Annotated in this window: 14 protein-coding genes and 1 tRNA gene; 8 read left to right on the top strand and 7 right to left on the bottom strand. The window is 41.3% G+C overall.

Annotated elements, in window-relative coordinates:
• Positions 1 to 84 precede the first annotated feature (84 nt).
• Together KUL10_RS13755 and gloB are read right to left on the bottom strand one after the other, a co-directional pair.
• Entirely contained in the window at positions 85 to 1,728 is a 1,644-nt protein-coding gene (locus tag KUL10_RS13755) for a LysM peptidoglycan-binding domain-containing protein (RefSeq protein WP_110429521.1), read from the bottom strand.
• A 106-nt stretch (positions 1,729 to 1,834) separates the two neighbouring features.
• A complete protein-coding gene (gloB, locus tag KUL10_RS13750; RefSeq protein WP_110429520.1) occupies positions 1,835 to 2,614 on the bottom strand; it encodes a hydroxyacylglutathione hydrolase in 780 nt (259 codons plus the stop codon).
• Between the two features lie 221 nt (positions 2,615 to 2,835).
• Here gloB and KUL10_RS13745 point away from each other — a divergent pair, with 221 nt between their 5' ends.
• The 3 genes from KUL10_RS13745 (at position 2,836) to KUL10_RS13735 (ending at position 4,894) form a co-directional block, all read left to right on the top strand.
• Entirely contained in the window at positions 2,836 to 3,579 is a 744-nt protein-coding gene (locus tag KUL10_RS13745) for a methyltransferase domain-containing protein (RefSeq protein WP_110429608.1), read from the top strand.
• 74 nt (positions 3,580 to 3,653) lie between these two features.
• Positions 3,654 to 4,538 carry an ABC transporter substrate-binding protein gene (locus tag KUL10_RS13740; protein ID WP_110429519.1) on the top strand — a complete coding sequence of 295 codons (885 nt, stop codon included), beginning with the start codon at positions 3,654 to 3,656 and terminating at the stop codon, positions 4,536 to 4,538.
• Positions 4,539 to 4,612: 74 nt separating this feature from the next.
• Positions 4,613 to 4,894 (top strand): SemiSWEET transporter, encoded by a 282-nt coding sequence (locus tag KUL10_RS13735; protein ID WP_110429518.1) that lies wholly within the window; start codon positions 4,613 to 4,615, stop codon positions 4,892 to 4,894.
• A 16-nt stretch (positions 4,895 to 4,910) separates the two neighbouring features.
• Here KUL10_RS13735 and KUL10_RS13730 read toward each other — a convergent pair whose 3' ends face one another.
• Positions 4,911 to 5,987 (bottom strand): glycosyltransferase family 2 protein, encoded by a 1,077-nt coding sequence (locus KUL10_RS13730; RefSeq protein WP_110429517.1) that lies wholly within the window; start codon positions 5,985 to 5,987, stop codon positions 4,911 to 4,913.
• Between the two features lie 137 nt (positions 5,988 to 6,124).
• On the bottom strand, positions 6,125 to 8,203 hold the full coding sequence (metG, locus tag KUL10_RS13725; protein ID WP_110429516.1) for a methionine--tRNA ligase: 2,079 nt from the start codon (positions 8,201 to 8,203) through the stop codon (positions 6,125 to 6,127).
• Between the two features lie 178 nt (positions 8,204 to 8,381).
• On the opposite strand from metG, the gene apbC reads away from it, so the two are divergent.
• Entirely contained in the window at positions 8,382 to 9,488 is a 1,107-nt protein-coding gene (gene apbC, locus KUL10_RS13720) for an iron-sulfur cluster carrier protein ApbC (protein ID WP_233499834.1), read from the top strand.
• A 175-nt stretch (positions 9,489 to 9,663) separates the two neighbouring features.
• Positions 9,664 to 10,263: a dCTP deaminase gene (gene dcd, locus KUL10_RS13715; RefSeq protein ID WP_110429515.1), complete on the top strand. Its 600-nt coding sequence runs from the start codon at positions 9,664 to 9,666 to the stop codon at positions 10,261 to 10,263.
• Positions 10,264 to 10,387: 124 nt separating this feature from the next.
• On the opposite strand, the gene KUL10_RS13710 is transcribed toward dcd, so the two are convergent.
• Positions 10,388 to 10,660 (bottom strand): hypothetical protein, encoded by a 273-nt coding sequence (locus KUL10_RS13710; RefSeq protein ID WP_110429514.1) that lies wholly within the window; start codon positions 10,658 to 10,660, stop codon positions 10,388 to 10,390.
• Between the two features lie 108 nt (positions 10,661 to 10,768).
• Here KUL10_RS13710 and KUL10_RS13705 point away from each other — a divergent pair, with 108 nt between their 5' ends.
• From KUL10_RS13705 to KUL10_RS13695, 3 genes are all read left to right on the top strand, one after another.
• Positions 10,769 to 12,220 (top strand): ATP-binding protein, encoded by a 1,452-nt coding sequence (locus tag KUL10_RS13705; RefSeq protein WP_110429513.1) that lies wholly within the window; start codon positions 10,769 to 10,771, stop codon positions 12,218 to 12,220.
• A gap of 95 nt (positions 12,221 to 12,315) precedes the next feature.
• Positions 12,316 to 13,011, top strand: a complete 696-nt coding sequence (locus tag KUL10_RS13700; RefSeq protein ID WP_110429512.1) for a response regulator — start codon at positions 12,316 to 12,318, stop codon at positions 13,009 to 13,011.
• 122 nt (positions 13,012 to 13,133) lie between these two features.
• Positions 13,134 to 13,210 (top strand) — tRNA-Pro (locus KUL10_RS13695).
• Between the two features lie 87 nt (positions 13,211 to 13,297).
• On the opposite strand, the gene yfcC is transcribed toward KUL10_RS13695, so the two are convergent.
• Positions 13,298 to 14,794: a putative basic amino acid antiporter YfcC gene (yfcC, locus tag KUL10_RS13690; protein WP_110429511.1), complete on the bottom strand. Its 1,497-nt coding sequence runs from the start codon at positions 14,792 to 14,794 to the stop codon at positions 13,298 to 13,300.
• A gap of 23 nt (positions 14,795 to 14,817) precedes the next feature.
• Entirely contained in the window at positions 14,818 to 17,751 is a 2,934-nt protein-coding gene (locus KUL10_RS13685) for a TonB-dependent receptor domain-containing protein (protein ID WP_110429510.1), read from the bottom strand.
• Positions 17,752 to 17,926 lie beyond the last annotated feature (175 nt).

Genomic DNA, 17,926 nt, shown 5'->3' with positions numbered 1-17,926 from the left:
ATCCCGCTTTTGCACTATACAGGTATATTGAAACGGTACTTAAAAATGCTGTTTCAAACCTCATAATGCAAATCGCAATTAAAATTAAGTACGCGTCACATCAACATACAAACGAAGCTTTTGCCCAGGCTGTAAAAATTTCTTACTGTTTAAGCTATTCCACTTGGTAATATCACTTACTTTTACTTTAAATTTGTTTGCAATTCTTGAGAGCGAATCACCATTTCTAACGGTATAGGTTAGTGTACGCATCACTGAATTATCAGTTTGTTGACTGGAAATTTGGTTGACCCATACTACAAGATTTTTGCCGGGTATAAGCGGGTCGGTCGGCGCCATACCATTCCATTTAGCCAGTTTTCGCATATTGACTTTGTACTCACGAGACAAATCCCAAAACGTATCGCCTCGTTTGACTTTATGCGTCAATTTGTGAGCACCTTGCTGCTGAGCTTGCTTTCTTGCCAACCTTTGATCGGCAGATAATGAATAGTCTTCCAGACTTTTTAGTGCAATGGGTACTAGGATATGGTCGTTTGCATAGATAGTTGAATTGCGCATACCGTTTATCTTTTTAATGACATCAGTTGTCGTGTGGTATTTTCTGGCAATTACCCCAAGACTTTCACCTGATTTAACTTTATGTCGAACCCAGTTCAGTCGGTCTTTTTCAGACGTTTGTTTTAAGGCGAGTTTAAAGGTTTCTACCTCTGTAAGTGGCAATACTAACCTATGCGGCCCTTCGGGATCGGTTGCCCACCGATTGTAACCTGGGTTAAGTGCATGTAATTCTTCAGTCGTTAAACCTGCTAATTTCGCTGCCATGGCTAAATCAATTTGTGAACCAACGTCAACAACTTCTATCACTTGCTTATTTTGAATTTCAGGCCAATCAAAATCGTATTTTTCTTGATTTTTTAATATTTCTGCAAGGGCAAGTAATTTAGGAACATAGGCTTCGGTTTCGCGGGGTAAGTCGAGAGACCAAAAATCAGTAGGTTTACCTTGTCTTTTATTTTTTCGGATTGCACGCATCACTCTGCCTTCGCCACTGTTGTAAGAAGCTAATGCATGCAGCCAGTCTCCATCAAACATTTTATGCAGACGCTTTAGATACTTAATTGCACCCTCTGTAGAGGCAATTACATCTCTGCGACCGTCATACCACCATGTTTGCTTCATGCCATAATTCTTGCCTGTGCCAGGAATAAATTGCCACATACCAGCAGCGCGGCCGTGCGAATATGCAAACGGATCAAATGCACTCTCTACGATGGGTAATAACGCTAATTCAAGCGGCATATTATTTTTCTCTAACTCTTCTACGATGTAGTAAAGAAAAGGAGTCGCTCGCTTCGAAACTCGCTTCATATAAGACGGGTGTTTTAAATACCAATTTTTCTGAACGGTGACACGGCGCTGATCAGGGACTTCAAAATATAAGGACTCTCTGACACGTTCCCATACATCATCAATAGGTGCATCAATGACTTGTTCATCATCACCTAAAGGAATATCAACTACTTCTGTCGGATGAACAACTGCAACGACACCTTCCTGAGCTTGTGCACATGTTTCAGGATCATGTTCCGCATTGGATTGAATATCTGAGCAAGTTTCAGTGAAAGATTCATCGTTAGTCAAAGCACTTGATGGATTGCTTGTTTCTTGTGTTAAAGAGCAACCGCCAAGCAACGCGCAGGCGAATAATGCTGCAATATATTTCATTTTTTCTCTTTATTGTTTTCTTCGTTTGCCTTAGCTAGCTTAGCAAAAAAAGGCATGGTTTTCGATTGAGGTTTTAGTTATGTGTTCTCCAATATCCATTAGCACGCTAAAAGTTATCTTTTAAAGCACGCAACGAAGCAAAACAAGAGACACTATCTTGGATGCTTAAGTTCCCAGATGCTTGCAAAAAGCTTTGTATTTTGGGGTCGTTTGCTCTCAAAAATGGATTGATAAGCTTTTGGGTTTTAATATCGCTTGGTAGGGTTATTAGGCCTTCTTCTCTTTGTCTTTCTGCCCAGTTTGCGTATTCATGTAAATCGTTATTTGAAGCATCGACATGTTTTGCAAACGCTAAATTTGCAAGCGTATATTCGTGCGTACAGAAAACCTTCGTTTCTTCCGGAAGGTTCGCTAATTTATCAAGTGAATGCACGAACATTTCGGGCGTACCTTCAAACATCCTACCACAACCGGCTGAAAAGAGAGTATCGCCACAAAACACTTCTGTATCATTTGAAAATGCAATGTGATCAAGCGTATGGCCCGGAACACTAAGCACTGAATAAGCGATTCCAAGAGAGTCAATTGTGACGACGTCGTTCTCTGCTACCCTTTGAGTAATACCTTTGATGCGTTCGTTTTGGGGGCCAAAAACAGTTAACTCAGCATTATTATCAAGTAACGTGGAAATTCCGCCAGTGTGGTCATGATGATGATGAGTAATTAAAATATCAGTGAGTATTAGTTTGTTATTATTCAAAAACTCCATGACGGGCAATGCATCACCTGGGTCCACGACTGCAGCATGAGTTTGATTGTGAATGCACCAAATATAGTTATCTGTAAATGCTGGAATGGCAGTAATATTATATTGAGTCTTAGGCATCAAACGTTATCCCTGATAGGTTGAGAATATTGTTTATAATCATAACTAACATATTTGGCGTCAACAAATGCGTATCTTTTTCTTGTATTAAAGCTCGCATACTATATCGTTTGTTAAGTAGCATTGTGCACATATGTGATTTGTGTTGTTTTTTGCGACGTAAAGAAGATTATTGATCAATAATCCATAAAAGTAATAGGAGTCACTAGTATCCGATGTTGATGCGAGAAGCGCTCAGTGATAAAAAGCTTGTCTACCCCTCTTCTTGGCAGTCTATTAGCCAGGGGGAACTTATTAAGTCAGAATTAGAAAAAGCGTGCGAGCCTATCGTTGAGCGATTGTTTGGGTATCACTTTGTTCGCCTAGGAACGCTTAGTAGTGAAATAAGCCTAAAGCGTTGTCCGATAAAGCACGTTGTTAACATTACAGATGCTCCTTGTTTGCACGCAAGTTTACGAGGACTTTCTAGAGAGCTGCCGCTGCAACAAAATTCAGTGGACGCATTTTTACTCGCTGCTGAACTTGATTTTGCGCAAGACCCGCATCAAATTCTACGCGAGGTTGATCGTTCAATCACGGCCAATGGCCATGTCGTTATAGCAGGTTTCAATCCATTTAGTTTAGCCGGCCTAATGAAGTATCTTCCGATAAATAGGGGGAATCTTTTACATCAAGGACGTTTTTTTACATGCGCTCGCATCAAAGATTGGTTGAGTTTATTGGGCTTTGAAATCATTCAACATGACCACGTTATGTACTCTTCGCTCTTCACCGATAAGCGCTTTTTACCTGGTTCTCGGCTACAAACGCTGTGTCGTCGATACTTTCCTGCGTTCGCTTCCATGTATATCCTTGTCGCGAGGAAGCGAGAAATTCCTCTGTCAACCATCAAACCAAAGTGGAAAGTTAAAAAGCCTAGATTTGCGACAGCAAGCGCTTCAATGAGACAAGATTTAAATCGTTAATATTTCGCTCGTTTAGAAAAATCGTGCTAAATTTATACTTAAGTCTAAGGAGTGGGCAGCATTGGTATTGTTACATGAATCTTTCAAACTTTTTTAACATCAACATTATCCTCAAACTTTTGAATAGCTTAATGCTCTCTACAGCGTTTGTTTTATCATTGAATGCAAGTGCAACCGATATTGTAACGGTCAACGTTGGTGAATCTAAAGACGATATGAGGGTAATTTTCAAAAATGAATTGGTTCGTCAAGCCTTAGAGATAACGAGAGATAAATACGACGACTATGAAATTGTCGAAAATCCGCAAAGAATGAACATAGCTAGAGCGTTCCGAGAGCTTCAAAAAGGCGAAAGCCTCTCACTTACCTTTGCACATACGAGGCCTGAATTTGAAGAGATAGCGTTACCGATAAGAGTGTCTCTTCGCAAAGGTGTAGACTCTTATCGCCTATTGTTGGTGAGAAAGGGTGAAAAACACCGTTTCCAAAATGTTAAAGATACAGAGGGCTTGAAGGCATTTACTGTGGGGCTAAGCCCTAATTGGTCCACCTATAAAGTCATGAAGAAGCGTGATTTTGATATTGTGGATGCCCCTGATTATCAAAGCATGTTTAGGATGCTAGATTTAAAACGCTTTGACTTTATTCCTAGAGCTATCAACGAGGTTTATGACGAGGTTGAGCTTTACAAACCGGTAGGTGAAGGGCTTGAAATCGTCGATGGCATAGCGCTTTATATTCCTGCCGCAAGTTACATGTTCGTCAGCAAAAAACAACCACGTATATTTGAACGACTCAATTCAGGTCTCCATGCAATGAATATAAATGGCGAGCTGTCTGCGTTAACCGAAAAGTACTATCGCAAATCTGTCTTGAAAGCCAAACTGCAAGACAGAATTATCATTAGTATGGATGATTCACAGCTAGCTAATGCTGGTGCTAATTCAGATACCTTCTAATAATCAAGTAAAAGGCATTTAAATTACTCAATATTCTGTTACCTTACGATTATCAAGGATTAGAGAGCCTCACGATGGATATTATTAGTGCGCTTGGTTATACCGCTGCGTTTTTAACGACGTTTTCTTTTTTACCCCAAGCAATTCAGGTCATCAAAACTAAAAATACAGATGCACTTTCACTAACGATGTATTCAATGTTTACCGTAGGTGTAGCGATTTGGCTAGCATATGGTTTGTTAAAAGCAGACTATGCGATTGTAGCGGCAAATTTCGTGACGCTTTTATTTGCATTTACAATTTGGTTTATGAAAGCAAAAGATAAACTCAAACGGTCGTCGATTAGAGATGAGTAAACAATTAGAGAATAAGTCAACTTGAGATTTTGCTGCGCAATACTTCTAATGATGCATGTACTTCAGGGAGTGTAATGCGCGCAAGTGACTCGATAATAAGTTTGTAAGCGTCTTTATCAGCATTTTCAATTATATTTAATACATTTGAATATTGTGCTAACACAAATTGTTGTCCTTGCTTAGTTGTATCTTGAGAACTCACCAATTCTGCAGTGATGCAATCACGATAAGCCGCGAAAGCATCGACTGGAAAGCTTATTTGCTCGCTGTTCTTATTTGATGCATAACCTCTGCGGCGGTTTGATTTGATTGGTTGAAGGGCAGAGACTTGTTGCTCAGGGTTAGCTTTGCCTAAGCCGGCAACGAATTCAATTTGACTCCGGTACATTCTGTGCAAAATGAATGAAGATTTTAAAGGTTTATTTTTTTCATCTATGCTGATTTGTGCCATTCGTTCATTCATAGCAGACTCGCCCGCAATAAAAAGCGTCCCATCAGCGAGGCACTGTTTGAGGTTATTGTCTCTGATATTGTGAGGGTTCATTTTTTGAGGAGGGGTACTCGTGCACCTAATTATCGATTTAACATGTAATGCTCTTTCGTATGATAGTGTCTCTTGAATTGCATTTGTAAACGGCGTGTCGTCCTCAATTTTATTACACCATTCAAATGAAATACTGTCGAATTCGAGCATATCTACAATAGCTGAATAAATTGATTGTTTTAAATCTCTAGGTGTCCAAAATTCATCGATATCTAAGAACATTACGTGAGAATATTTATCTCGATACGCGCTAGCCAATATCTGTTTGTAAAGGACAATTTGAGGGTTAATTGCTGCCTCATAAAAGTACTCATCTGCATTGATGAATTTAACTGCTGTACTAGCCTTGTATCGCTCAACTAAATCAAGCGTATTATCCGAAGTACGATTATAGTGAACTTCAATATCATCGAATCCAAAATACAGGTGATGTGCTATCCATTCTGGCAGATATGCACATTCGTTCTTTGCGATTGCGGCCAGTTTGATTTTTATTTTGGGAGTGTTTCTATTCTTAATAGAATGAATCAGTTGATGTAAAAAATTCATTGAAATAGACTTATAAGCATCCTTTGTATTGAATAAATAAGATTACACGGCATTGAGACAGCCACATTAGCGTTATCGTTAACTAATTGACCGTCTCATTTTTCTATATATAGCTTTATTTCAGAAATAATTCAGTATTATTTAACCTTCATTCCAGCAACAGCACCTTCATGGGGTTCAAGGATATAGAGGTCTGAGCCACCAGGACCTGCTGCTAATACCATCCCTTCAGACATTCCAAAGCGCATCTTTCTTGGTGCTAAGTTTGCGACCATCACGGTAAATTTACCCTCTAAGTCTTCAGGTTGATAAGCCGACTTGATGCCTGCAAACACTTGTTTAGTTTCGCCACCTAAATCTAATTCAAGACGTAACAACTTATCTGCTTTTTCAACGTGTTCTGCTTTTGCAATGCGGGCGACGCGCAAGTCTACTTTGGCAAACTCTTCAAAGCTGATCGTCTCAGCAATGGGGTCTTGTTCAAGTGGAGTCCCAGTTTTTGCGACTTCTGGTTTAGCTTTTTCTTTCTTTTTCGGGCTTTCTTGCTTCTGCACTGAACCTAAGCTCTCTTTTGAAGCATCGATCATCGCGCTGACTTTATCCATTTCAACACGCTGAAGCATTGCTTTAAACTTATTGATGGGTTTACCTGCTAGTGAGGTTTGAGCGCTTTCCCAAGTGAATTCGTCATTTAAAAATGCTTGAGCTTGTTCTGAAAGTTTCGGAATTGCTGGCGTTAAATACACCATCAAAATACGGAATAAATGAATACCTAAAGAGCATACATCATGGGTAAACTGTTGTTTGTTTTCATCTTTGATAGTCACCCAAGGTGCTTGAGCATCAATATATTGATTGGCTTTGTCGGCAAGTGCCATGATGTCTCTAATCGCTTTGTGATACTGTCTGCTTTCATAGGCTTGTGCGATTGATTCGCTAGCGGCTGTAAACTCATCTAATAGGGCTTGATTTTCAATGCTTTCGGATAAAACGCCATCAAAGCGCTTGGTAATAAAGCTTGCACAACGACTAGCGATATTCACGACTTTACCAACTAAGTCTGAATTGACCTTTTGGACAAAATCTTCAAAATTCAAGTCAATATCAGTTACGCCACCATTTAATTTAGATGCAAAGTAATAACGCAAATACTCAGGGTTGAGGTGGTCTAGGTAAGTGCGGCCTTTGATGAAAGTACCACGTGACTTTGACATTTTTTCACCATTAACGGTGACAAATCCATGTATGTTGACACCGGTTGGCTTTCTGAAACCAGCCCCTTCAAGCATCGCAGGCCAGAACAAACAATGGAAGTATGTGATGTCTTTTCCAATAAAGTGATATAGCTCTGTATCTGTATTTTGTGCCCAAAATGGCGTGTCATCGATATCATTGGCCTCGCAGAAATTACGGAAACTAGCCATGTATCCTACTGGCGCATCCACCCAAACATAAAAGAACTTACCTGGGGCATTTGGGATTTCAAAACCGAAATACGGAGCATCCCGACTTATGTCCCATTGCTGAAGGCCTTGCTCAAACCACTCTTCGAGTTTATTGGCCATTTCTTCTTGAATCGCGCCAGAACGAATCCACTCTTTTAACATGCCTTCAAATTTCGGCAAGTCAAAGAAATAGTGCTCAGAGTCTTTTAGAATTGGTGTTGCACCCGATACGACTGACCGTGGATTTTTGACTTCGGTAGGACTATAAGTCGCCCCACATACATCACAACTGTCACCGTTTTGATCTTCGGCACCACAACTTGGACAAGTGCCTTTTACAAACCTGTCAGGCAAAAACATCTGCTTTTCTGGGTCAAACAGTTGATTGATTGTGCGTTTAGAGATGTACCCAGCATCGTTTAAACGGTTGTAAACTAACTCACAGGCTTCTTTGTTTTCTGGAGAGTGCGTAACATAATAGTTGTTGTAATCAACATAAAAGTCTTTTAAATCTTGATGATGTTCTGCGCGGGTTTGCTCAACCATTTGCTCTGGGGTAATCCCCAGTTCTTGTGCTTTTAACATCACTGGCGTGCCATGCGCATCATCCGCGCATACACTGTAACACTCATGCCCTCTTAAACGCTGAAAACGAGTCCAAATATCCGTTTGGATATGTTCTAGTAGATGACCTAAATGAATTGAACCATTTGCGTAGGGTAAAGCGCTCGTAACAAGGATTCTGCGCTTATTTGAGGATGTGTTCGCCATATGAATGTGCTGTCGTCTCGATGAGTTTAAAAATAGGCGCAAATATTAGCCCAAAGCTAGGTAATTTGCATTACGTAATTTACAATCAAGCGATATGCTTTAGGGGCTTTAAGGCTAATTGAACGCATGTGCGTATAAAAACAGGCGTAAACAAAACTATCACTTTAGGGAGTTTGAAGTGTTTTTTAATAAAAAACCGTCAAAAATTGCTGAATCGCTAAAAAAATCTGTCCTTGATTATTATCATCTATCGACATCGTCTCAGGCTGCCAATCGATTTAACGTAAATGCCGATGAATCAAGCTCAACGGTTAAATACAGCATCAGCCTGCCTTTTGCGAATAAGACTAAACAAGCAGATTTACAAGCCTTTCTATTGACCAAATTTGAGAAATTAAGTGCTGAGCAGCTCGTTTTTACACAAAACATTCCGATTACTGCAGCTAAAGTAGCCCCCATCCCAAATGTAAAAAATGTGATTGCCGTGTCTTCAGGCAAGGGTGGTGTTGGCAAATCTGCCACAGCAGTTAACTTAGCGTTTGCTTTGAAAGAGCAGGGCGCACGCGTGGGGATTCTCGATGCTGATATTTATGGTCCTTCAGTGCCCATCATGCTAGGTAACCCTGAAGCGCATCCAGAAAGTGAAGATCAAAAAATTATGCAACCCATTGAATCACAAGGCTTAGTGGCTAATTCTATTGGATATTTAGTATCCAGTGAAAGTGCGGCGATCTGGCGTGGTCCAATGGCAACTAAGGCGATAAAGCAACTGACATACGAAACCCAGTGGCCATTGCTTGACTATCTTATCGTCGATTTACCACCTGGCACTGGCGACATCCATTTAACGCTCTCTCAGTCTGTGCCGATCAGCGCAGCGGTCATTGTGACAACACCGCAAACTATCGCAACCGCTGATGCTAAAAAAGGTATCGCGATGTTTGAAAAGCTCGATATTCCAGTGTTAGGTATTGTCGAAAACATGAGTTATTTTGAGTGCAAGTGTGGTGAAAAGACCTATCCCTTTTCACAAGGGGGTAGCCAAGCACTGGCTGAACAATTTGACACCGAAGTGTTAGGTGAACTGCCTTTGAGTAATTACATCCGAGAGCGTGCTGACGAGGGTAGGTGTTTGTTGAAAATGGAAGGTGCTGAAGATATTAAATCAATTTATCTGGATATCGCAGAAAAGGTGTCGAGAGAATTAGGTTTATACGGCAAACTTCATCAAGTCGTGCATAAGGTAGGCAAGCCTGAATTAGGTATACCTGTGGTTAATCGTTAATTTTGGGGCATTGAAGCTGATCACTCTTAAGAACTAGCGGCAGCATAATTTATAAACAAAGGCTTATTGCATGCTTGCGCGCGGGCACACATAATACGGCAACAACATTTGGCTCACTTTTCACTGCTTTAAATGAGTATTAACAACACAAGAATCACCCTAAATAGGAAACAACATGCGCTTATGCGACAAAGATATTTATAAAGAATTACAAGCTGGCTCAATTAATATCGATCCCATGCCTGACTATGAGCAAATAAGCGGCGCGACTGTCGACGTGCGTTTAGGCAACAAGTTTAGGGTTTTTCAAGACTACGCTGCGCCATATATTGATTTAAGCGGAGCAAAAGAAGATGTTCAAAAAGCTTTAGATCGCGTAATGAGCGACGAAATTCACATCGATGACGAGGAATCTTTTTACTTACATCCCGGTCAATTAGCATTGGCCGTGACACATGAGTCAATTACCCTTCCAGGTAATATCATCGGGTGGTTGGATGGCCGTTCGTCACTCGCACGTTTAGGACTAATGGTGCACGTTACTGCGCATCGCATCGATCCGGGATGGTCTGGGCAGATCGTGCTAGAGTTCATCAATGCGGGTAAATTACCCTTAGCTTTAAAGCCTAAAATGAAAATTGGCGCGTTGAGTTTTGAAGTGCTCAGTGATTTTGCTGAAAAACCATATAATGCGCGAGTTGACGCAAAGTACAAGGGGCAGAGTGGGGCGATTGCGAGTCGTATTAGTTCTGATGATAAGCATGACATTTCTTAAAAGCGATACCTGAAGAAGTTTAACAACCACACTCAAAAGGGCTGTCTAACAGCCCTTTTAATCGATGATAACTTTTCTCCATTAATTCTGCACAATCATTCTTTATACTTAAGGTCATCAAGTTTTATTGGGTTTGCTCACGTGGCTGACGATCTTTGGGTACCGCGACAAGTATGTCATCAACGAACATGCACTGCGCGTCAATCGAATCGCCACGTCTGGTCTCAAAACTGACCGTGTCTCCTTCTTGTAGTGATTCACAAGCTTCTATAGCTTCTGGTGGTGGTCCCTTTCGGCGTTCGCCGCGTTGCTTTTCAGCTAATACGCCACTTGATAAGGAGACACAGAAAGCAAAAAATGCAATGCTTGATAAACGCTTAATTAATTTTGTAGTCATAATTTAACCTGTTTAGTTTATGTAATTTGCAGGAATAACAATACCAAGGGAAAATGCAGAAAATGTGCAAGACTAAGCTAGATATAATTGATTTATATGTGAGTCATTATGTCAATTTCTAATAAGCTAATGGTTGCGATGATTAGCTTGACGAGCTTAGTGCTTATCGCAACGCTTTCACTTGCAAGATGGAGTTTTGAGCAAGGGTTTAGTGACTTCCTGCAAGGTTTAGAAGAACAACGCCTAAATCGAATGGCACAAGATATCGTTGAGTATTATACGCAAAACGAGTTTTCACTTGAGGGTATTCAGTTTGGTAATGTAAATGCCTTTATCGATAGTAGTCGCAGGGCTGGTGCCAGAGGCCCAAGCCAAGGGCCTGGGCGTCGCCCGCCGCCGCATTTACGGCCAAAGCAAACGCTACATGCAGACAGAATCAATAACCAGCCCCCGCCATTTCCGAAGCAAAGAAATGCACCGCCTACGAGACTGATAGATAGCAAAGGTAATGTATTGCTGAGTGACACAATTAATGAAGAGTATTTTGAGCAGGCGATCAAAGTAGCCCTACCGATAGTGTTTGAAGGCCAAGAAATTGCACAATTAGAAAGCTACAACTTAAAGCCATTGCAATCGCAACTGGCAAGTGAATTTGCTAAGCAGCAAACAATCGCATCGGTGATCATTGGTTGCTTATCGCTCATTCTTGCAAGCCTTTTAGCGTTTTTAATTGGCAGAAAAATCATCAGTCCATTAAAAGTGATTTCATCAAGTGTGTCAGAACTCACAAAAGGTAATTATGAGCTAGCACTTAAAACCGAAGGTAAAGATGAATTAGCTAAACTTATGAAAGATATTGAGTTTTTGGCTAACACCTTGTCAAAAGCCAAAACTCAAAAAAGCCGCTGGTTTGCCGATATTTCACATGAGCTAAGAACACCCTTAACCATCCTATTGGGCGAAATAGAAGCGATGCAACTAGGTATAAGGTCTTTAGATAAACAACAGTTGGGTTCGCTTGAGCACGAAGTTAAGTTAATCAATCGGCTAGTTGATGACTTATATCAGTTATCACTTTCTGATCTGGGGGCTCTAAAATACGAATTTTCAACAGTCAACCTGAGTCTTTTGATAAAAAGTGTCGCAGAGAATTTCGCGGTTGCGTGTAATGAAAAATCTATTGATATGCAATTCCACATTGAACCTAATATTTATATTAATGCAGACGCCCAACGCATCAATCAATTGGTGATTAATCTAATCAATAATTCGCTAAAATACACAGACGATGGTGGGCTGATCCGAATCGGACTTGCATCTAAGCACAACACTTATGTGCTTGCCGTTGATGATTCATATCCTAGTGTACCCGAAGAAGACTGTATGCAACTATTTGAAACTTTGTATCAACGTAACGAGTCAAGAACAAGAGCAAATTCGGGTGCAGGCTTAGGACTTTCAATATGCAAGAATATCGCCGACAGTCACCAAGCCATAATCAATGCGAAACCTTCAGACTTGGGTGGTTTACAAATTAATGTCGCGTTTCCAAAAAGGTAGATTCAAAAAAGGTAGATTCAAAAAAGAGAGTTTGATTCAGCTTTAGTTAATCGTTGGAGACTGAACAATTAAAACAGTTAGGAATGAAATAGCTTATGAGTATAGCGGCACAAAAAATCTTGATCATCGAAGATGAACCTAAAATAGCCAATTTAGTTAAAGACTTCTTGAGTCTCGACGGCTATGAATCGCTGTTAGTACATGATGGTGCCTTAGCAATAGATTCGGTACGAAGCTACCAACCCGATTGTGTGATCCTAGATTTAATGCTGCCTAACGTTGATGGTTTGACTATTTGTAAAGAGATCAGAAGCTTTTCAAATGTACCCATCATAATGCTTACCGCTCGCGTTGACGAAATAGACCGTTTAAAAGGTTTAAAGTCCGGTGCAGATGATTATGTTTGCAAACCGTTTTCCGCAAAAGAAGTGGTCGCTCGCGTAGAATCTGTGTTGCGTCGAAGCGCGCTCAATTTCGCGACACAAAGTTCAGAAAATACATTTTCCTACAAAGATATCACCTTAAACCTCGACCAATTCACCTGTTTAGTCAATAAACAAGCGATTGAGTTAACGCCCGTCGAGTTCAGATTATTGCTTGCCATGATAAAAAAACCATCAGTTGTTTTTTCAAGAGAAACGCTAATGAATCATTGTTATGATGATCAGCGCATAGTCAGCGACAGAACCATCGATAGTCACATGAAAAACCTACGCCATAAGTTGACCGCACAAACCAACAATGAGCAGTTTATACAGGCGGTTTATGGGGTTGGTTATAAATTACAGTAAGCAGTACTTTTAAAAAGTCGATTGCAAAATCGACATATTTGCTCAACAAACATACAGATGACAAACAAGACAATTAAAAAACTAGATTTTTGAAGTGAGTCCCCTATAATGCGTCGCACGGTCGGTGTGTGGCGCAGCTTGGTAGCGCACTGTCATGGGGTGTCAGGGGTCGTTGGTTCGAATCCAATCACACCGACCAATTTTAAATTCATGTGTTTAATTGATTGCTTCCACGTAAAGACATACCCTTTCGTTTTATTTAGTTTTGATGCTTAAAGCTTATTTCTTATTGATAAGCAATGATAACCGCTAAGCTAACAGACAATATGGCGGTCGCAAACAAGATTAAAAATAACTTCCACGCAAATCGTACCCAGATAGACCAATCCAGTCTGGCGACTCCTAAGCATCCGATTAATGATGCTGATGTTGGAATAATGATGTTACTCAAACCATCGCCTAATTGAAAAGCAAGTACTGCAACTTGTCGAGTGATACCCACTAAATCAGCTAGCGGTGCCATCAGCGGCATGGTAATAGCCGCTTGCCCCGAGCCGCTTGCGACGAAAAAATTAAAACTCGTTTGAAAAATCAGCATAGCAATCGCACTTCCGATAGCACCTATTCCTTCGATGCTTTGACTGGCATAAAACAAAACAGTATTTAACGTCGAAGGCTGAGTGACATCATCACCGCCTAGTATAATAATGATGCCTTTTGCCATACCGACTATTAATGCTGCGGGTAATAGTTCCTTTGCCCCTTTTTGAAACGCTTCACTGACTTCATTCATGGATAGTCTTTTACAAAAAACTGAAATCGCACCAATACAAAGTCCAATTGTGAAAAACTGTGCAGCAATTTCGGGGATATAATAAGCATGGATAACAACGCCCCAGATAACCCATAAGATACCTAGTGCAAAGGTAATCAATACAAGGGTATCAAACCATGTGTAGTGAGCATTTAAAGTAAACTGTTTGTTTTTAAAGTATGCGTCACTATCAAACGCCAAACTCTTCTCAGGAGCGCGCTTAATGTTTAGGGCATACCGCCATGTAAATAATAGGCCAATGCTGGTAAACACTGCCCAAAGTATCATGCGGTAAGCTTGTCCAGACATAAGTGGAACGTCGGCTATCCCCTGAGCTATTGCGACTGAAAAAGGATTCATCCAGCTAGTTGCAAATCCTATTTGGGTTGCAACGTAAGTGATTAGCACTGCGGTAATACTGTCGTAGCCCATGGCAATCATCAGCGGTACCATAATTATGCAAAAGGCAATGGCCTCTTCACCCATGCCAAAGATCGCACCTGCAAGTGAAAACAATAAAAACATCAGTGGAATGATCACTTTATCAGCTTGTTGTGTTTTACTGATCAGTGCCATGATGCCATTGTTGATAGAGCCCGTGCCCATAATAATACCAAATGCACCACCAACGATAAGGATGAATGCCACCACACCGACTGCAGAGCCCCACTTGTCGCCCGACACTAAGCCTTCAAATGCATAATTTAATAAACCTGCATTGCCACCCGTTGCAAATACGGGCACCCCGCTTTGTGAGGACTCAACGATATGAAAACTGTCTTCAACAATTCGCGTTTTCTCAAGCACTTCGTCGCCGTTGAGCACTTGATAGGTTTCTGTGGCAAATTGACCCTGCGGCAAAATGTGACTGGCAGCAAATGCAGCGATCATGATGAAAAACAAAATCACGAATGCGTCAGGCATTGTGGCGGTCTTTTTACTGTTCACCGCTGGGTCATTACTTGTCATAAAAATTTAATTACCTGTCAGTTTTAGAAACGATAGTCTAGGCTAACTGTAAAACGTCTGCCAAATGGGTCATGATTAAACGCGTCATATCCTCTGGCACTGCTATAGGCAATAGGCGCATTTTCGTCTAATAGGTTTTCGATTCTCAGTTTTACGCTCAGTTTCTCAAAGTAGTAGCCGGCACTTAAATCGAGTGTTGTCCAACTTTTAACATCTCGTGTGCCATCTTGGTCGATTAACACGCCTAGATCGATAAGTTCGTCAATGTTGCGACCTCTTAAGTCTTCAATGTCATCTTGATAACTTGAAGTATAAAATGCTCTAGCGCCTATAAACCAATCGTCAGCGACAAAATATACGCCTATGTTGCCCACTGTTTCTGGATATGCAAATGTACCTTCTAGTGCCTCTATTTCATCAGAACCGGGTATATTTCTATCGAAACTTAAATAATGCGTGCCTTGAAGATCAACTTCTAGCTCACCTGAATCTAGTGAGAATGCTTGAAACACGTTAAAGTCGACGCCGCTGAGCTCTTGAGTGCCAGTGTTGTCTAATAATAGTATATGATCTCTAAACAAGGGGAGTTCCGCAAAGCGTGGATCCTCTCCAAGTACCCACTGTTGAAGTATTTGACTTAAATCAGCACCAGTGTCTTCAACGGTATTGCCATTTGCGTCTGTGTAATCACATAAAAACGGATCAAAACTGATACCTTGCTCACCTTGTGGCACTAGGCCGCAATGACGCAGAGAAGCATCATCAATTGCTCGTGCCAATACGCCCGTCATATTCGTGTCTACTAAGTCTTCATGCTCAAAGGCCCAATAATCGATTGTAATTTCGGTGTCTTTACTAGGAAAGAATGCAAGACCAAGATTATAGGATTCTGATTCTTCTGCTTTTAGGTTTGGGTTGCCAAGTTCGAGCACGTTATTACCGCGTAGTCCACTTTCACCCTCGCAGTATAAGTCAGCGACTGCTTGGTTTGCACCACAATCAAAGTCTGCACGCGTTGTTCTTAGTTGGACACCGGCTTGGTTAAGTGAAGGTGCTCTAAAGGCTGTCGACCAACTTCCTCTCAAAACAAGCTTCTGATTTGCTTGGAAAGTAAAGCCGACTCTTGGGTTAAATGAACTGCCAAAATCGTCATAATCATCAAAACGTCCAGCAAAATTAAATTCTAGTTTGTCATTGATAGGGACTAAAAATTCTGCAAACGCCCCAATCTGGCTTCGGCTTGCTTCTGATAAGCTTGAGCCGAAACCAAAAACATCCACTAGATAATCATTAGCGGCTCGCGCTCGCGCATCTAGTGATGGTATATCACTGATTTTTTCCTTGCGAACTTCAGCTCCAAATGCGGCACTGATCACGTTGCCATTAAACTCTAATAAGTCGCCTGTAATCAGGGCATCGAGTGCATAAAGTTCACTGGTTCCGTCTCTAGTCGGGCGTGCTTGTGCAACTTGTAATATGGCTAAATTTTCAGCTGTCGTGCTATCGAAGGGGTTGTAAAAGCCCAGTAGTGTTCCCGAGCCACATGCCAATGTGTTTGAAGAGGAATCGTAGTTTGCGATGCTGCCATCAGAACACAATTCTCCAGCAAGCGCCGCATGGTATTGGAATCGATTATATATCCCCGCTGTGGCGACCTGTTCAGATTCAGAACGAGAAATAACAAGACCCGTACGCCAATCCCAGTCTCCCATGAAGCCACTTAGTTGTGAAACCAGTCTATACGCATTTGTGTCGACCTCGACCGTTCGTGGATCAGAGAAACGCGCATCAAATCGAAAACCAAATAACCTTTGCCCGGCAGGTGTATCGAAGGGATCAATCCAAACGTCGTTGTTTACAATGTTTAATAGTTCATCAGAGAACTGGTTAAATACAGACTCGCTGACAAAAGGGCCCTCGCGGTCGTCTATTTGATTGATAGGCGAGGGAGATGAGAAGGATGTTGAACTAGTGGTACTGAATATGAAGTCGGTATTCCATGATATCTTGCCTATTTCAACACTATGAATAAAACCAACTGAAGCTGATTCAAAAGGTGTTTCAAGGTAATCATCTTCATTGCCATAGTAGGCACATATTGACTCTCCAAACTCAGTAGTGACAAGCTCAGTGTTGCAATTAGGGTTGCCGATTTCGTCGCCGGAAAAAGCAGAGTTAAAGTAAATATTGGGCGTGTTTTTTGCCAGATATGAATAGCTAGATTGTAAGATTGGCATCGCCGTTTCAGGCCGTGAAGTTGCGCGGATAGGTTTGCGGTCAAAGTAATCAGCGAACACTGAAAAATGCCCATTTTCTAGGGGCATACCATAAAACAACTGCAAGCCTAGTTCAGATTCATCTGCACTTTCTTGGCTTTGAGAGTATTGAGCGTTTAATTCAAGGCCTTCGAAATCCTTTTTCAAGATATAGTTGATAACACCTGCGACAGCGTCTGCCCCATATACAGCAGAAGCGCCAGTTGCAAGCACGTCAATGCGCTCTATTGCGGCGAGCGGAATGGCATTTACATCTACAAAGTTTTCTGTACCTGAAGCAAATGAGCTTGCAGCAATTCTTCGCCCGTTCACTAGCGTTAAAGTGGATGATGGCCCCATCCCTCGCAACGAAACTGCAGCTTGACCAGGCGGTGTGCTGGTTGATGTAGCCCCACTTTGACTGGTGTTGAAGGTACCGGTACCTCCGCGAGTTTGATTAACTAAACGCATTAACTCAGATAAGTTAGTTGCACCGCTGCGTGCGATGTCTTCACTGCTGATCGATATGAGCGGTTGAGCTTCTTCTAACGATGCTTTTTTAATGTTTGACCCAGTTATCTGAATAACTTCGACAGTGCTTTCTTGGTTTGTAGTTTGATTTTGTTGAGCTGATACATCGTTTAAATAGATTGCGTTTGTTAGTGTTAACGCTATGGAAAGCGCAAGGGTTGAGCGTTTCATGATGGAGTTTCCCCGACCGAATTCTGTAATCGACGCTTAGTTCGATTTAATTTTAGTACGCGCGCTGAGAGTGATTTACATGCGCGCAGAGTAATTTTTGTTGGGACACAGAAAGGTCGTGGTTATTCGTCGAACCACTCAGAGAGGTAGAAATTTTGGTAACGATAGTTACTCA

Origin of the sequence: Glaciecola sp. KUL10 (assembly GCF_003203515.1) — a bacterium.
Taxonomy (GTDB): domain Bacteria; phylum Pseudomonadota; class Gammaproteobacteria; order Enterobacterales; family Alteromonadaceae; genus Glaciecola.
The sequence above is the reverse complement of the archived record's forward strand: the minus strand, read 5'-3'. Positions and strand labels throughout refer to the sequence as shown.

Coding starts and splice junctions, on each gene's coding strand:
- KUL10_RS13740 (WP_110429519.1), top strand. CDS start 3,654: ATGAATCTTTCAAACTTTTTTAACATCAACATTATCCTCAAACTTTTG.
- dcd (WP_110429515.1), top strand. CDS start 9,664: ATGCGCTTATGCGACAAAGATATTTATAAAGAATTACAAGCTGGCTCA.
- KUL10_RS13730 (WP_110429517.1), bottom strand. CDS start 5,987: ATGAATTTTTTACATCAACTGATTCATTCTATTAAGAATAGAAACACT.
- KUL10_RS13705 (WP_110429513.1), top strand. CDS start 10,769: ATGTCAATTTCTAATAAGCTAATGGTTGCGATGATTAGCTTGACGAGC.
- KUL10_RS13755 (WP_110429521.1), bottom strand. CDS start 1,728: ATGAAATATATTGCAGCATTATTCGCCTGCGCGTTGCTTGGCGGTTGC.
- KUL10_RS13710 (WP_110429514.1), bottom strand. CDS start 10,660: ATGACTACAAAATTAATTAAGCGTTTATCAAGCATTGCATTTTTTGCT.
- yfcC (WP_110429511.1), bottom strand. CDS start 14,794: ATGACAAGTAATGACCCAGCGGTGAACAGTAAAAAGACCGCCACAATG.
- KUL10_RS13685 (WP_110429510.1), bottom strand. CDS start 17,751: ATGAAACGCTCAACCCTTGCGCTTTCCATAGCGTTAACACTAACAAAC.
- metG (WP_110429516.1), bottom strand. CDS start 8,203: ATGGCGAACACATCCTCAAATAAGCGCAGAATCCTTGTTACGAGCGCT.
- KUL10_RS13700 (WP_110429512.1), top strand. CDS start 12,316: ATGAGTATAGCGGCACAAAAAATCTTGATCATCGAAGATGAACCTAAA.
- KUL10_RS13735 (WP_110429518.1), top strand. CDS start 4,613: ATGGATATTATTAGTGCGCTTGGTTATACCGCTGCGTTTTTAACGACG.
- KUL10_RS13745 (WP_110429608.1), top strand. CDS start 2,836: ATGCGAGAAGCGCTCAGTGATAAAAAGCTTGTCTACCCCTCTTCTTGG.
- gloB (WP_110429520.1), bottom strand. CDS start 2,614: ATGCCTAAGACTCAATATAATATTACTGCCATTCCAGCATTTACAGAT.